The 16,269-nt window shown below is 71.9% G+C and carries 10 protein-coding genes; 9 read left to right on the top strand and 1 reads right to left on the bottom strand.

Annotated elements, in window-relative coordinates; genetic code table 11:
• The first annotated feature begins 92 nt into the window (after positions 1-92).
• Positions 93-2,903: an FAD-binding and (Fe-S)-binding domain-containing protein gene (locus ACQP1V_RS17970; protein ID WP_433424413.1), complete on the top strand. Its 2,811-nt coding sequence runs from the start codon at positions 93-95 to the stop codon at positions 2,901-2,903.
• 57 nt (positions 2,904-2,960) lie between these two features.
• On the opposite strand, the gene ACQP1V_RS17965 is transcribed toward ACQP1V_RS17970, so the two are convergent.
• Entirely contained in the window at positions 2,961-5,039 is a 2,079-nt protein-coding gene (locus tag ACQP1V_RS17965) for an alpha-galactosidase (RefSeq protein WP_433424410.1), read from the bottom strand.
• 108 nt (positions 5,040-5,147) lie between these two features.
• Between ACQP1V_RS17965 and ACQP1V_RS17960 the strand changes: the two genes are divergently transcribed.
• The 8 genes from ACQP1V_RS17960 (at position 5,148) to ACQP1V_RS17925 (ending at position 16,268) form a co-directional block, all read left to right on the top strand.
• On the top strand, positions 5,148-6,353 hold the full coding sequence (locus ACQP1V_RS17960; RefSeq protein WP_433424407.1) for an ROK family protein: 1,206 nt from the start codon (positions 5,148-5,150) through the stop codon (positions 6,351-6,353).
• A 74-nt stretch (positions 6,354-6,427) separates the two neighbouring features.
• Entirely contained in the window at positions 6,428-7,696 is a 1,269-nt protein-coding gene (locus tag ACQP1V_RS17955) for an ABC transporter substrate-binding protein (RefSeq protein WP_433424404.1), read from the top strand.
• Between the two features lie 2 nt (positions 7,697-7,698).
• Positions 7,699-8,670, top strand: a complete 972-nt coding sequence (locus tag ACQP1V_RS17950; protein ID WP_433424401.1) for a carbohydrate ABC transporter permease — start codon at positions 7,699-7,701, stop codon at positions 8,668-8,670.
• Between the two features lie 2 nt (positions 8,671-8,672).
• A complete protein-coding gene (locus ACQP1V_RS17945) occupies positions 8,673-9,512 on the top strand; it encodes a carbohydrate ABC transporter permease (RefSeq protein WP_387410907.1) in 840 nt (279 codons plus the stop codon).
• Positions 9,513-9,516: 4 nt separating this feature from the next.
• A complete protein-coding gene (locus ACQP1V_RS17940) occupies positions 9,517-11,517 on the top strand; it encodes a beta-galactosidase (RefSeq protein ID WP_433424397.1) in 2,001 nt (666 codons plus the stop codon).
• Positions 11,517-13,391, top strand: a complete 1,875-nt coding sequence (locus ACQP1V_RS17935) for a glycoside hydrolase family 5 protein (protein ID WP_433424394.1) — start codon at positions 11,517-11,519, stop codon at positions 13,389-13,391. The genes ACQP1V_RS17940 and ACQP1V_RS17935 overlap by 1 nt, the downstream gene beginning before the upstream one ends.
• A 15-nt stretch (positions 13,392-13,406) precedes the next feature.
• Positions 13,407-15,413: a phosphocholine-specific phospholipase C gene (locus tag ACQP1V_RS17930; RefSeq protein WP_433424391.1), complete on the top strand. Its 2,007-nt coding sequence runs from the start codon at positions 13,407-13,409 to the stop codon at positions 15,411-15,413.
• An 18-nt stretch (positions 15,414-15,431) separates the two neighbouring features.
• Positions 15,432-16,268: an EamA family transporter gene (locus ACQP1V_RS17925; RefSeq protein ID WP_433424388.1), complete on the top strand. Its 837-nt coding sequence runs from the start codon at positions 15,432-15,434 to the stop codon at positions 16,266-16,268.
• Position 16,269 lies beyond the last annotated feature (1 nt).

Genomic DNA, 16,269 nt, shown 5'->3' with positions numbered 1-16,269 from the left:
CCCCCGACACCGACCCGGAGATCCACGTCGACCCGCGCCGACAGGCGAGGCGGACCGCCGCCTCCGGACGAACGCAGACGAACGAAGAGATCATGAGCGTCACCCACTCCGAAACGCCGCGGCGACTGACCCCGCCGGACCCCGCCGTGCTGGCGGCCGTGCAGGCCGCCGTCCCGGGGATCACCCGTTCGCGGGTGAGCGACCGCCTCGGCATGGCCCACGACGCCTCGCACTACCTGCTGACCCCGCAGGCGATCCTGGTGCCCGAGAGCGCCGAGCAGGTCGCCGCGCTGCTGCGCACCGGCCTGCCGCTGACCTTCCGTTCCGGCGGCACCAGCCTGAGCGGCCAGGCCGTGAGCGAGCACCTGCTCGTGGACACCCGGCGCAACTTCCGCGGCATCGAGGTGCTCGACGACGGCGCCCGCGTCCGGGTGCAGCCCGGAGCCGTGCTGCGCCAGGTCAACGCGCGGCTCGCCGCGTACGGCCGCAAGCTGGGGCCCGACCCGGCCAGCGAGTCGGCGTGCACGATCGGCGGCGTCGTCGCCAACAACTCCAGCGGCATGACGTGCGGCACCCACGCCAACACGTACCAGACGCTCGAATCGCTGGTGCTCGTGCTGCCCGGCGGCACGGTCGTCGACACCGGCGCCCCCGACGCCGACGCGCGGCTGCGCGCGCTCGAACCCGAGCTGGCGCGGGGCCTGGAGCGGCTGCGCGACCGGGTCCGGGGCGACGCGGAGTCGGTACGCCGGATCAAGGCCCAGTTCTCCCTCAAAAACACCATGGGTTACGGGCTCAACAGCTTCCTCGACCACGACTCGCCCGCGCAGATCCTCGCCCACCTCGTCGTCGGCAGCGAGGGAACCCTCGCGTTCGTCGCCGAGGCCGTCCTGCGTACGGTTCCGGCGAACCGGCTCGCCGCGACCGGCCTGGTCGTCTTCCCCACCCTGCGGGAGGCGATGGCCGCGATGCCCGAGATCGTCGCCGCGGGGCCCGCCGCCGTCGAGCTGCTCGACGCCGAGTCCCTGCGGGCGGCGCAGACCGACCCCAAGGCCGACGACGTGCTGCGCACGCTGTCGGTGAAGTCCCACGCCGCGCTCCTGGTGGAGTGGCAGGAGTCGGACCCCGAGCTGCTCGCCGAGCGCGAGCGGGAGGCCGAGCGGGCGTTCGGCGGGCTCTCCCTGTCCGCGCCGGCCCGGCTGAGCAGGGACACCGGCGACCGGGCGGCCCTGTGGCACATCCGCAAGGGCCTGTACGCCTCCGTCGCCGGGGCCCGCCCGAGCGGCACCACCGCTTTGCTGGAGGACGTCGCCGTCCCCGTGCCCGTCCTGGCCGACCTGTGCGACGACCTGGCCGAGCTGTTCGTCAAGTACCGCTACGAGCGCAGCGTCATCTTCGGCCACGCCAAGGACGGCAACCTGCACTTCATGCTCAACGAGCACTTCGGCACCGACCTGGAGCGCTACGCCGACTTCACCGAGGACATGGTCGACGCCGTCCTCGGCCGCGGCGGCACGCTCAAGGCCGAGCACGGCACCGGCCGCGTCATGGCCCCCTTCGTGCGCCGCCAGTACGGCGACGAGCTGTACGAGGTGATGCGCGAGGTCAAGCGGCTGTGCGACCCCGGCGGCACGCTCAACCCGGGCGTCGTGCTCACCGACGACCCGCGCGCGCACCTGCGCGACCTCAAGGCCGTCGTGACGGTGGAGCCCGAGGTCGACCGATGCGTGGAGTGTGGCTACTGCGAGCCCGTCTGCCCGAGCCGCGACCTGACCACGACCCCGCGCCAGCGCATCGTGCTGCGCCGCGAGCTGGCCGCGGCCCGCGCCGCCGGCGACCATGAGCTCGCCCGCCGGCTGGAGGAGGAGTACGGCTACGACGCCGTGGACACCTGCGCCGTGGACGGCATGTGCGCCACCGCCTGCCCGGTGTTCATCAACACCGGCGACCTGACCAAGCGCCTGCGAGCCGAGCGCCACGGGCGGGCGGCGCGGGCGGGCTGGAAGAAGGCCGCCGACCACTGGGGCACGGTCACGCGGGCGATGGACCTGGCCCTCGACGCGGCCGCCGCCGCGCCGCCCGCCCTGGTCGAGGGGGCCAGCCGGGCCGCCCGCGCGGTCGCCGGTGCGGACGCCGTCCCGCAGTGGAGCCGCGACCTGCCCCGCGGCGGGACGCCCCGCCGGCCGTCACCCGCCCCCGAGGCGGACGCCGTGTACGTGCCGTCCTGCCTGAACACGTTGTTCGCCCCCGCGGCCGGAGGCAGCGGCGTCATGGCCGCGCTACAGCGCCTCGCGGAACGCACGGGCCTGCGCCTGCGCGTCCCGGACGACATCGCCGGCCTGTGCTGCGCCACCCCGTGGTCGTCGAAGGGCTTCACCGGAGGCTACGAGGCGATGCGCCGCCGGGTGGCGAAGGCGCTCGTGGCGGCCACCGACGGCGGCCGGATCCCGGTCGTCAGCGACGCCGCCTCCTGCACCGAGGGGTTCGAGCGGCTCGTCGCCGCGGCCTCGCCCGCCGTCCAGGTGGTCGACGCGGTGACCTTCGCGGCCGAGCGCGTCCTGCCCCGGCTGCCCGCCGCCCGCCGCCTTCCCTCGCTGGCCCTGCACCCGACCTGCTCGTCCACCCGGCTCGGCCTCGACGCCGCGATCGCCAAGATCGCCGAGGCGGTCGCGGAGCAGGTCGTCGTCCCCGACGACTGGCAGTGCTGCGCGTTCGCCGGCGACCGTGGCCTGCTGCACCCGGAGCTGACGGCGTCGGCGACCCGCGCCGAGGCGGCGGCGGTCGCGGAGGGCGACTACGCGGCGCACGCCTCGGTCAACCGCACCTGCGAGATCGGGATGACCCGCGCCACCGGGAAGACCTACCACCACCTGATCGACCTGCTGGACCAGGTCACCGCCTGACGCCGAGGCCGCGGGCCGGCCGGCGGCCGGCGGCCGTCCGGGACGAGCGGCGCCCGCTCAGGGAACCCGGGTGAGGCGGACGAGGGCGCTGGCGTGGCCGGCGCCCGGCAGTTCGAGTGGGAGGCCGTGGGCCAGCAGGACGGCCCCGTGGTGGATCGTCCCCGTGTCGTCGTCGCGATAGCGGGCGTCCGGGTCCAGCGCGCGCAGCCGCAGCGGGACGGGCGGAGCGCCGAATCGGGACGAGAGCCGCCAGGCGAGCACGACCACCCGGTCGCCCGCGACATACTGCGCGCCGAGCAGCGGCGGCTCCCCCAGCCGATACTGGACGCCGTGCTGGACGACCGGGCGGATCTCCTTGTAGGTCGCGACCAGCTCCGCCGCCTCCGCGCGCTCGGCGACGCTCCAGCGGGACAGGTCGCCGCCCACGCCCAGCACCCCGGCCATCGCCACGTGGAAGCGGAACCGGAGCGGCAGCTCACGTCCGGTCAGGAAGTTCGGGCTGTCGGTTACCCAGGCCGCCATCGTCCGGGCGGGATAGATCTGCCCGTACCCGTGCTGGATCGCGATCCGGTCGACGGCGTCGGTGTTGTCGGAGATCCATGCCTCGTCGGTACGGCGGAGCACGCCGAGGTCGGCTCGGCCGCCGCCGCCGGCGCACGCCTCGATCCGCAGCCGGGGGTGGTCGGTGCGCAGCCGGCCCATCACCGCGTAGACGCCGCGCACGTGGTCGATCCACACCCGGCCCGGATCGCCGGCCCCGGGACGCCCCGCCTCCGTGAAGGCCCGGTTCATGTCCCACTTGAGGAAGTCGATCTCGTGCCCGCCCACCAGCCGGTCCAGCCAGTCGTGTGCCCACGCGGCCACCTCCGGGCGACCGAAGTCGAGCACGAGCTGGTTGCGCAGCAGCGTGCGGCGGCGGTCCGGCTGGTGCAGCACCCAGTCGGGGCGGGCGCGGTAGAGGTCGCTGTCGGGGTTGACCATCTCCGGCTCGACCCAGATCCCGAACCGCATGCCGAGCCGGTGCACCTCGGCGATCAGCCCGCCCAGCCCGGTGGGGAACTTGCCGGGGTTCGGCACCCAGTCGCCCAGCCCGGCCTCGTCGTTGTCGCGCGCGCCGAACCAGCCGTCGTCCATGACAAACAGCTCCGCGCCGACCTCGGCCGCCAGGGCCGCCAGCCGCTTCTGCCCCTCCTCGGTCACCGCCCAGCCGGTCGCCTCCCACGAGTTGTAGACCACGGGGCGCGGCTCGGACGCCGCGGGCAGCACGTGCCGCGTGATGTAGGCGTGCCAGGAGCGGCTGGTCCCGCCGAACCCGTCGGAGCGGTACAGGCCGGCGAACACCGGCGTCTCCAGCGACTCGCCCGGTTCCAGTTTCCAGGTGAGGCCCTCGTGGCCGAACCCCCCGCTCCAGCACAGGCGCTCGGCGGGCGACCGGTGCAGCGTGGCCCGCCAGCTTCCGCTCCAGGCCAGGGCCGCGCTCCACACCTCGCCGTGCTCCTCGCCCGCCGAGCCGTCGTCGATCATGAGCCAGGGATTGGCGTGGTGTCCCGACACGCCTCGCCTGCTCGTCAGCACGGTCTCGCCTCCGGGCACGGGCTCGCGGCGCAGCCGGAACTCGCTGCCCCAGGCCCCGGTCACGTGACTGAGCCGGTAGCCCGGCAGGTGGGGGACGCTCCACGACGCGGAGTCCGCGCGCAGGAGTTCGAGCGGCGCGCCGTCTCCGCTATGCCGCAGCACGGTCCAGCGTTCGATCACGTCGCCGTCCGCGGGCAGCCGGTAGTGCAGCTCGGCCGCGAGCGGGTGGCTCCGGTCGTGCAGCCGGATCGTCAGGTGGCCGCCTTCGACGGCGTGCCCGTCGTATCGCCACTCGATCTCCTGCCCGCCGTCCGGGAAGCGGACCTGGAGCGCGGACGGCCCGAACCCGGCGACGGGAAGCTCCGCCGCGTCCGCTCCGGGGTGCTCGAAGCTGCTGTCGGCGGGATCGCGGAACCGCGGTACGGCCGCGGCCTGCTCCACGGTCAGGGGACGCCCCCAGTGCACATGGCGCGGCGTGCCGTCCTCGTCCAGCCGCAGCGCGTACGCGGTCGTCGGCGTGCGCAGCAGCCAGATCCGGTTCCGGGGGTCGAACTCGATCAAGGGGGCGCTCCTCGCGGCGGGGATCGGCGTCAGCCCGGAAATCTAGCGCCGAATCGCCTCGAATTAAATTCTTGACGAAGTTAATTAGTTGACTCTACGGTAACCGCCATGCCGAGAAGCCGGGACTCCGGAGCGCCCATCACCAGCCCCGCCGCCGCCGAGGTGTTCACCATGGTCCTCACCCGGGGCCCGGTGAGCAGGGTCGACGTCTGCCGGCTCACCGGTCTCTCGTCGGCGGCCGTGACCAAGGCCGCCCGCCCGCTGATCGAGGCGGGCTACCTGCGGGAGCTGGCCCCCACCGAGCGAACGGCGCCCGGCGCGGGCCGGCCGGCCAGTCCCCTCGCGATCGCGCCGGAGCGCGAGTACTTCGTCGGGATCAAGATCACCGGTGACGATCTCATCGGTGTGGTCACCGACCTCGGCTCCCGGATCGTGGCCGCCAAGCATCACGCCGTACCCGGCTTCGACGTGCGGACCGACGCCTCCGCGTCGCCGATGGAGCCCGCCGACGTGGTCGCCGCCATCGCCGCGCTCGTCACGGAGCTGCTGGACGAGCATCCCGGATTCCGGAAGCGGGCCCATCGGCTCGGGGTCGCCATCTCCGGTGACGTCGACCGCGCCACCGGCATCGTCCGCTACTCCCCCTTCCTCGGCTGGCGGGACGTCCCGCTCGCCGTGCTCCTGGACGAGGCCACCGGGCTCACCACGACCCTGGAGAACGACGTCAAGGCCCTCGCCGTCGCCGAGCAGTGGTTCGGCGCCGGCGTCGGCGCCTCCTCCTTCGCCCTGGTCACCATCGGTACGGGCATAGGGAGTGCGTTCGTCGTCAACGGCGGTCTGGTCTCCGGCGCGTTCGGCGTGTCCGGAGAGATCGGCCATGTGCCGATCGGCGTCGAAGGACCCCGCTGTCACTGCGGCGCGTCGGGCTGCCTGGAGGCGCTGGCCTCCACCCAGGCGCTGCTCACCGAGGCTCGCCGCGCCACCGGCGTGGACGACCTCACCATCGACCGCGCGGTCACCCTGGCCCGCTCGGGCGACGAGGTGCTCCGCAAGGTCTTCGCCGCCGCCGGCCGGGCCATCGGCCTCGGCCTCGCGGTGGTCGCGAACCTCCTCGGGCCGGAGAGCCTCGTGGTCTCCGGCGAGGGACTCGACGCCTACGACCTGTTCGAGGAGTCGATCCGCGAGGCGTTCTCCGCCCAGGCCTACGGCAGCGCGGCGCGGTGCGGCCTGGTCATCCGTCCGCTTCCGTTCGAGGAATGGGCGCGCGGCGCGGCGGCCGTCGCCGTCCAGTCCCTGGTCACTTACTCAAGCTAGATCGCTCTGTCTCCGGGAACACCGGCACGCCTCGGCGGCCGGCGGGCGCCCGCCCTCAGGAAGGAACCCCCCAAATGAGCACTTCCCTGACATCTCGCCGCGCCTTCCTGGGCGGCTCGCTCCTCTTCGTCGGAGGCATGGCGCTCGCGGCGTGCGGCAAGGACGACGCCGCCACGGCCGGAGCCAAGATCACGCTGGAGCAGTGGTACCACGCCTACGGCGAGGCGGGCACCCAGCAGGCGGTGATCCGGTACGCCAAGGAGTACACCAAGGCCAACCCGGACATCGCCATCAAGGTCAACTGGATCGCGGGCGACTACTCCGCGAAGCTCCACTCGACGCTGCTCACCCCGCAGGCGCCCGACCTGTTCGAGATCGGCGACTTCCAGTACGTCGACGTCAAGAACGGCCTGCTCGCTCCGCTCGACGACATCATCAAGGGGCAGGAGGCCGAGTACTCCAAGGCGTCGCTGGACTCCGCCACGGCCGACGGGAAGCTCTACGGCCTGAAGATGATGGACGACGCGATGGTTCTGTACTACCGCAAGAGCGTCCTGGAGAAGGCCGGGATCGCCGTGCCGCAGACCTTCGCCGAGCTGGCCACCGCCGCCAAGAAGCTCACCAGCCGGGAGCAGAAGGGGCTGTTCGTCGGCTCCGACGGCATCGGCAACGCCGCGTACCTGTTGCTGTGGTCCAACGGCGGCGACCTGCTCGACCCCGAGGGTAGGAAGGTCGTCTTCAACTCGCCCGAGGGCGTCGCCGCGATATCCGGCCTCAAGCAGTTGCACGACGACAAGTCGCTGCTGCTGGACTTCACCACCGACTGGTACGACCCGGGCGCGTTCATCCAGGGCGCCGCCGCGATGCAGTGGTGCGGCCTGTGGGCCATGCCCGCCATCGAGAAGGCGCTCGGTGACGACTTCGGCGTCATCGCGTGGCCGAAGTTCGGCGACACGGGCCAGGCGGTCTCCCGCATCGGCGGCTGGTTCGCGGCCGTGAACGCCAAGGGCAAGCACGCCGACGAGGCCAAGAAGTTCCTCGAGTGGCTCTGGATCAAGCAGACGGACCTGCAGAAAGACTGGTGCGTCAGCTACGGGTTCCACGTCCCGTCGCGCAAGAGCGTCGCGGCGCAGACCACCGAGTTCAGCTCGGGCCCGGCGAAGGACGCCGCCGACATCCTGGCGAACACCAGCAGGGCCTACCCGAACCTGTGGAACACGACGATGGACTCCGCGTTCGCGCAGGCCGTCCTGAAGATCGCCAAGAGCGGCGGCGACGCCACGTCGCTACTCAACGAGGCCGCGGCGAAGGCCCAGGCCGAGCTCGGCAAGCAGTTGGCCTGAGCATGTCAGACACCGCCACGACCGGGCAGGCGGCCACCGCCGCCCGCCCGGCCGGGGTCCGGCCCGGCCGCCGCGGGCGGCGGACCGACTGGAGGGCCGTGGGCGCGTTCGCCGTGCTGACCGCTCCCATGGTCCTCGGCCTCGGCCTGTTCAAATACGTCGCCATCGGCTGGAGCTTCCTGCTCAGTTTCAGCGAGGCCCGCGGCACTGTCGATCTCGGATCCTGGGTCGGCTTCGACAACTACACGTTCCTGCTCGAGGACGAGGCGTTCCGGTCCTCGATGACCGGGATCATCCTGTTCACGATCTTCATCGTGCCGGTGACGTTCGGCATATCGCTCGGCCTCGCCGTGCTGCTGAACGGGGTGCGCCGCGGCCGGGCCTTCTTCCGCACCAGCTTCCTCATCCCGGCCGCCGTCTCCTATGTCGTCGCCGCGCTGGTCTGGAAGATGAGCCTGTTCAACGGCTTGCCGTCCGGCGTCGCCAACACCATCGGCGGGCTGTTCGGCTGGGACGTCCAGTCCTGGATCGCCAGCACCGACCCGCCCCTGTACTGGATCGTGATCATCACGGTGCGCCTGTGGCTTCAGGTCGGCCTCTACATGATCCTGTTCCTGGCGGGTCTCCAGGCCATCCCGGCCCACCTGTACGAGGCGGCCGCCCTGGACGGCGCGTCCCGGTGGGCGCAGTTCCGGCACATCACCCTGCCGATGCTGCGCAACACGTCGGTGGCGATCCTCATGCTGATCCTCATCGCCGCGTTCCAGGCCTTCGACGAGTTCTACAACGTGTTCGTGACCACCACCGGCAACTCCACCGCCCCCGTACGGCCGCCGCTGGTGTTCCTGTACGACACCGCGCTCAAGGGTCAGGACTACGGCGTGGGCTCGGCGGGCGCGTTCCTGCTGACGCTGCTGATCGTCCTGGTGACCCTGCTGCAGGGACGCCTCGTCGGATTCGGCCGGAAGGACTGACCATGCGCAAGACCACGCGCGGGACTCCGGTGACGATCCTGACCTACCTGGTCGTCGGTGTCGCCGCCGTACTGTTCCTGGCGCCTTTCTACTTCATGCTGCGCGCCGCGCTGATGACCGGGACACAGGTCACCGACCCGGATTGGCACTGGCTGCCCGCCCCCTTCACGCTGCAGGGCTTCACGGACCTGTTCGACGACCCGTCGGTGCCGATGGCGAGCGCGCTCCGGAACTCCTTCGTCATCGCGATCGTCACCGCGCCCGTCTCCACCCTGCTCGGCTCGATGGCCGGCTACGCCCTGGCCCGCATCTCGGTGCCCGGCCGTGGCGTGGTCATGTCCTTCATCGTCGTGACCCTGATGATCCCCACCTCGGCCACGTTCGTGCCCACCTTCGTGCTGGTCAGCGCGATGGGCGGGGTGGACACCCTGTGGGGTGTCATGGTGCCCGGCCTGTTCAACGCGTTCTCGGTGCTGCTGTTCCGCAACTTCTACCTGAAGTTCCCGCAGGAGATCGAGGAGGCGGGCCGCCTGGACGGCCTCGGCCATCTGGGCGTGTACTGGCGGCTCGCGCTGCCCAACTCGGGCGCCCTGCTCGCCTCGCTGGGCACGCTGTCGTTCATCGAGAGCTGGAACGCCTTCCTCTGGCCCCTCGTCATCGGCCAGGACCCGGAGTCGTGGACCGCCCAGATCGCGCTGTCCACGTTCCTGACCTCGCAGTCGATCAACCTCCCCGCGCTCTTCGCCGGCGCCGTCGTCACGATCCTCCCGCTGGTCGTGGTCTTCCTGTTCGCGCAGCGCTACATCGTCCAGGGCATCGCCGCCACTGGAGTGAAGGACTGAGTAGATGAGATTCACCGACCGCCCGGGCGGCCTGGGCTTCGGCGGCGACTACAACCCCGAGCAGTGGCCGGACGAGACCCGCGCCGAGGACCTGCGCCTGATGGCCGAGGCCGGGGTCAACCTGGTCACGCTCGGCGTCTTCGGCTGGGCCCGGGTCGAGCCCGCACCCGGCGCGTACGACTTCTCCTACTTCGACGTGGTGATGGACGAGCTGGCGGCGGCCGGGGTGACCGTGGACCTCGCCACCATGACCGCCTCGCCGCCGCCGTGGCTGGCCGCGGAGCACCCGGAGATCCTCCCGGTCACCCGGTCGGGCACCGTCCTGTCGCCGGGCGGCCGTCAGCACTACTGCCCGTCCAGCCCGGTCTACCGCGACCGGGCCGCCAAGCTGGTCGAGGCGCTCGCCGTGCACTACAAGGACCACCCCGCCCTGGGCTTCTGGCACGTGGGCAACGAGTACGGCTGCCACGTCGCCGAATGCTTCTGCGACGAGTCCGCCCGTGACTTCCGCCGCTGGCTGCGCGCGCGGTACGGCGACATCGAGAAGCTGAACGCGGCCTGGTGCACCGACTTCTGGTCCCAGCGCTACACCTCGTTCGACCAGATCCTGCCCCCGAGGCTCGCGCCGACGTACGCCAACCCGGGTCAGCAACTGGACTTCACGAGGTTCAGCAACGAGGCGCTGCGCGCGTGCTTCGACGGGGAAGCGGCGATCCTGCGGCGGGTCACACCGGACGTGCCCGTCCTGACCAACTTCCTCGCCCACCACAAACCGGTGGACGTGCACTCCTGGGCCGACCGGATGGACATCGTGGGGCTCGACAGCTACCCGGACCCGTTCTCGCCCCGTTCCCACGTGGCGGCGGGCCTCGCCTACGACCTGGCGCGCTGCGCGCGCGGCGGCGCCCCGTGGTATCTGGTCGAGCAGGCGCCCTCGGCGGTCAACTGGCGGCGGCGCAACGGCGTCAAGGAGCCCGGCCGGATGCGCCTCTGGAGCTGGCAGGCGGTCGCGCACGGAGCCGACGCCGTCCTGTATTTCCAGTGGCGGCAGTCACGCGGCGGCGCCGAGAAGTTCCACTCCGGGATGGTCCCGCACGGTGGCCCGGCCACCCGGGTGTTCCGGGAGGTCGCGGCGCTGGGCGCCGAGCTGGCCGCCGTGCCGGAGCTGGCCGGAACCCGCGTCGCCAACGAGGCGGCCGTGCTGTTCGACTGGAACAACTGGTGGGCGCTCGAACTCGACTCCCGTCCGTCGGACGGGCTGAAGGCGGTGGACCGGGCGCTGGACCACTACGGCCCGCTGTTCGACCTGGGCGTGGGCGTGGACGTGCTGCCGCCCGGCGCCGACCTGTCCGGCTACAAGCTGGTCGTGATCCCCAACCTCTACCTGCTCACGGAGGAGCACGCGAAGGGCCTGGCCCGCTACGTCGCGGCCGGAGGCCACCTCCTGGTGTCGTTCTTCACCTCCGTGGTGGACGGCGACGACCGGGTCCATGACGGAGGCTGCCCGGGGCCGTTGCGCGAGGCACTCGGCCTGCGTGTCGAGGAGTTCCTTCCCGCCGCCGAAGACGAGACGTTCCCGCTGGGAGAGGGCACCGCCGACCTGTGGCGCGAGGACGTACGCATCGAGGGCGCGGACGTCCTGCTGGCCTTCCCCGACGGCACGCCCGCGGTCACCAGGAACCGGCTCGGCACCGGCACGGTCCGTTACATCGCCACCCGTCCCGACGAGACGATCATGCGTACGGTCGTGGCCGAGGCACTGGCCGAGGCCGGCGTCACGCCGGTGCTGCCCGGCCTGCCCGACGGCGTGCAGGCCGCGGTGCGCGCGGGCGGTGGCCGGGAGTTCCTGCTGCTGCTCAACCACACCACCCAGGTCCGTACGGTCGACCTGCCGCACCGGTTCCGCCATCTGCTCGCTCCCGGGCGTCCCGAGATCGAGCAAGTCATCCTCAACCCCCGCGACGTCGCGGTTCTCGCGCGTCACCCCCTGCCTGAGGAGCCCTGATGAGAACACGAGCGTTGGTGGCGGTGCTCGCCGCCGCACTCAGCGGCCTGGCCGTGGCCCCCCGGTCCGCGGCCGCCGACGCACCCGCCACCCCCCTGGCGGCGTCCTGGGAAGGACCGCTCAGCACCCAGGGCCGCTACATCGTGGACGCCACCGACAAACGGTTCAAACTGCGGTCCGGCAACTGGCACGGTGCCAGCGGCACCTGGACCGGCAGCGGCGACGACGAGGACCCGGCGAACAACTACGCGTCGGAGACGTCCCACCGAGTCCCGCTCGGCCTGGACCGGGTCCCGATGAGCAAGCTGATGGCGGATTTCCACGCGCTCGGCATCAACAGCGTCCGGCTGCCGTTCTCCAACCAGATGATCACGGACACGCGGCCGGTGACCGACGCGGGCGTGGCGGCCAACCCGGACCTGCGTGGCCTGCTCCCCCTCCAGGTGTACGACAAGGTCGTCGAGGCGCTCACCGCCGACGGGTTCGCCGTCATCCTCAACAACCACACGACCACCACCCGCTGGTGCTGCGGCGTCGACGGGAACGAACGGTGGAACAGCAGCCAGACCACACAGAAATGGCTGGACGACTGGGTGTTCATGGCTCGGCGGTACCGGGCCAACAAGCGGGTCGTCGGCGCCGAGCTGCGCAACGAGGTACGCCGGGACACGTGGGACAACCCCAACTGGGGCCTGGGCGACGGCCACGACTGGGCCGCCGCCGCCCAGCAGGCGGGCGACCGGATCCTCACCGAGGCCGACCCGGACCTGCTGATCATGATCGAGGGGATCAACTGGTCCGGCATCCCCGTCGACGGCCTGTGGCACGACCGGCCGATGCTCAAGCCGGTCGCCGCGCTCTCACAGACCCTCGTCCGCTCGCACAAGCTCGTCTACGCGGCGCACTTCTACGGCTACACCGGCCCACAGCACACCGGCGCCGACGGGCTGGGCGAGACCCACGACCCGCGCTACCGCGACCTGAGCCGCGCCGACCTCTTCTCGGTCATGCGGGACACCGCCACCTACGTGGCGACCACCCCGGACCGGCACTTCACCGCCCCTGTGTGGATCAGCGAGTTCGGCGTCGGCAAGGTCACCACCGACAGGGACAAGGCGTGGTTCGCCAACATGGTCGACTTCCTCATCGAGAACGACGTCGACTTCGCGTACTGGCCGATGGCCGGCTTCCAGGAGAACGACCGGGGCAACACCTGGGGCCTCGTCCGCTACGCCGCCGACGGCGGTCTGCGCACCGTGCTCGACACCGACGACTGGCGGGCACCGCACTGGCGCCGCCTGATCGCCGCCACCGGGTACACCGGGCAGGTCACTCCCGTCCGTACCTGGTCCATGCTCCAGGCCATCCACGCCGACGCGAACCAGTCCGCGCGGATGCGCGCCCAGGGCGACTGGGACTCCGGTGCGCACAAGCTGTCCTGCCCGGACGACCAGCGCCTGATCGGCATCAGCCAGAAGGGCCAGGGCGGCCTGTGCACGGACGCCGGGGTGGCGGACCTGTGGGAGTCGGGCGTCGCCAAAGTGGTGAAGAGTGAGAGCGTCACCACCGACTGGGCGACCGGGTTCACCAAGTACCAGTGCCCCAACGGCCAGTTCATGAACGGCTACAGCCTGCGCGGCGACCGGGTGTCGGCCGTCTTGTGCGCCCCCGGACGCGTCCCGCTCGCCGGCGCCGGGCGGACACTGTGGGACGACCGGGGCGACAGCCGTCCCGCGTCCGGCGAGGGCGGCGACTATGCCAACGGCTACTACAAGGCGCAGTGCGCGGCCGACGAGTACGCCGCCGGGATCGCGTTCTCCACCGGCATCGGCCGCTACGGTACCCCCGACGCGCTCTACTGCCGCAAGTTCTGAAAGGTCTCCCCTCCGTTGTCTGCTCTTCCCCCGTCCCTGCGGGCGGCACTGGCCCGGCCGGTGCCGTCCGGAGGGCTCGGCTCCCTCCGGCACGTCGTGTTCTTCATGCAGGAGAACCGCTCCTTCGACCACTATTTCGGGACGCTGCGCGGCGTGCGCGGGTTCGGCGACCGCAACGCCATCACGCTGCCGGACGGCCGGTCGGTGTTCGACCAGTCCGGCGTCCTCCCCTACCCCGTACGCCACGGGACCGGCGGCCGGGAGCTGACCCACGGCGACCTCCAGTACGTCGAGGGCGTGGACCACGAATGGGAGACGGGTCAGCGGACCAGGGGCGGCGGCTGGCACGACGGCTGGATCGCGGGCAAGGGACCCGGCGCGATGGTCCACTTCGACCGCCGCGACCTGCCCGTCCAGTTCGAGCTCGCCGACACCTTCACCCTGTGCGACGCCTATCACTGCTCGATGTTCGGGCCGACGAACCCCAACCGCCTCTATCACTGGTCGGGAACCGTCGGACCCGAGCCGTCCGGGCGGCGGACCACCGCGAACGACTCCTGCGAGGAGGACACCCATCCCGGCTACCGCCACACCTCCTACCCCGAGCGGCTGACGGCGGCGGGCGAGAGCTGGCGGGTCTACCAGGAGTGGGACAACTACCAGTGCAACGCGCTGGACTACTTCACGTCCTTCAAGAGGATCGCGCGCCTGGCGCTGGCCCACACGCCCTACCGGAGCCTGCACGCCTTCTACACGTCGATCGCCTCCCTGCCCGAGGCGGAACGTCAGGAGATGCTCGCGGCGCTGGAGAAGGGAGTCGCGCAGCTTACCCCGGCCGATCTGGCCGCCTATCAGCGGGGGCTGCGGCGGGTCGCGCCGGGGCGGCTCGCCGCCGCCTTCCGGGCGGACGTGGCCGAGGGCAGGCTTCCGCGGGTCTCCTACATCGTCGCGCCGGAGGCGTACTCCGAGCACCCGGACCCGTCCAGCCCGGCGCACGGCGCCGACTTGGTCTACGAGGTCCTGGACGCGCTCGCCGCGCATCCTTCGGTGTGGGACCGGACGGCGCTCTTCCTCACCTTCGACGAGAACGACGGGTTCTACGACCATGTGCCGCCTCCGCTGCCTCCGGAGGGCACCGAGGGCGAGTTCATCGACGGGCTGCCGATCGGGCTCGGCTACCGGGTGCCGATGACGGTCGTGTCACCGTGGACTGTCGGCGGGCACGTCTGCTCGGAAGTGTTCGACCACACGTCCACGATCCGCTTCATGGAGGGCTGGCTGGGCGTCGCGGAGCCCAACATCAGCCCGTGGCGGCGGCGCGTCGCCGGAGACCTCACCTCGGCGTTCGACTTCACCGCGGGCACGGCCACCGCGCCGGCGGCGCCGGAGATCGGCACCGCGGTGACCATCCCCCCGTTCCGCGTGCGCTGGCGGGCGACGCCGCCCGCCTCGGGGCGGCTCGCCGCGCAGGAGCCCGGCACCCGGCCCGCCCGGCCGCTGCCGTACCGGCCCGAGGCCCACGCCGTCCTGACGGACGACGGGCTGACCGTCACCATGACCGACGCCGGGGCACGGGGCAGCCATTTCGCGCTGTACCCCTACGCGGGGGAGTTCGCGTTCCCCCGCCACTTCGACGTACTCGGCGCGACGACGCTCACCGTCCCGCTCGGACCGGACGGCTACCGGCTGACCCTCACCGGCCCCAACGGGTTCCGGCGCGAGTTCGCCGGGTCGCGTACGGGCCCGGCCGCCCAGGTGGCGGTGTCCTCCACCGGCGAGGACCATCGGCTCACGGTGACGATCACCAACCCCGGACCGGTGCCGCTGACGTTGACGCTCGACGCGCTCGCGTACGGCACCGGCCGGCGCGAGGCCATCGTCGCCGCCGGAGACGTGGCGGCCCTCGACTGGGAGACCGCGTCCGGCTGGTACGACCTGCGGTTGGCCGTGGCCGAGGACCCGTCCTTCCACCGCCGATTGATGGGCCACCTGGAAACCGGCCGGGCCGGCGTTTCCGGCTGACATGCTCGGGGGTCGATCGTGTTCTCCGCTGTCGCGGTGCTGTTCGCCGGGCTCCTCCACGCCACGTGGAACGCGCTCGCCAAGGCGGTGCCGGACCGGCACGCCGCCTTCGGCGTCATGGGGATCACCCAGTCGCTGATCTGCCTGCCGCTGCTGCCCTTCGTGGCTCCGCCCGCGGCCGGGTCCTGGATGTACGGCGCCGTCTCGATCGCGCTGCAACTGGTGTACATGCTGCTGCTCATCCGCTGCTACGAGCTGGGCGACTTCGGCCAGGTCTACCCGATCGCCAGGGGAAGCGCTCCGCTGCTCGTCGCGATCGTGGCCGGCATCCAGGGTGAAAGGCTCACGGTCCTTCAGGTGTGCGGCCTGGCCGCGACCTGCGGTGGCCTCGCGGCGCTCGCGCTCGCCGGGGTGGGGCGGCGCAACCTGCCGTCCCGCAAGGCCGTGACGGCGGCCGTGCTGACCGGGGCCGCCATCGCGTCGTACACCGTGGTGGACGGCCTGGGCGTGCGGGAGTCCGGTACCGCGCTCGGCTACACGACCTGGATGTTCGCCGTCGAAGGGGTGCTGACCTTCGCGGTGATGACGGCCGTACGCGGCCGGGCGATCGTACCCGCGTTGCGCGACCGCTGGCTGGTCTCGGCCGGCGGAGGGACGATCTCGATGCTGGCGTACGGCCTGGTGCTGTGGGCCCAGACCCGGAGCGCGCTCGCCGAGGTCGCGGCGCTCCGCGAGACGGGCATCCTGTGGGGCGCGCTCATCGGCGCGGTGTTCTTCGCCGAACGGCTCGGCCCCCGGCGCGTGGCCGCGGCCGGGATCGTGGCCCTCGGTGTCATCCTGCTGTCCGCGCATTGAC

This window comes from Microtetraspora malaysiensis, from assembly GCF_050947145.1.
Taxonomy (GTDB): Bacteria; Actinomycetota; Actinomycetes; order Streptosporangiales; family Streptosporangiaceae; genus Microtetraspora_A; species Microtetraspora_A malaysiensis.
The sequence above is the reverse complement of the archived record's forward strand: the minus strand, read 5'-3'. Positions and strand labels throughout refer to the sequence as shown.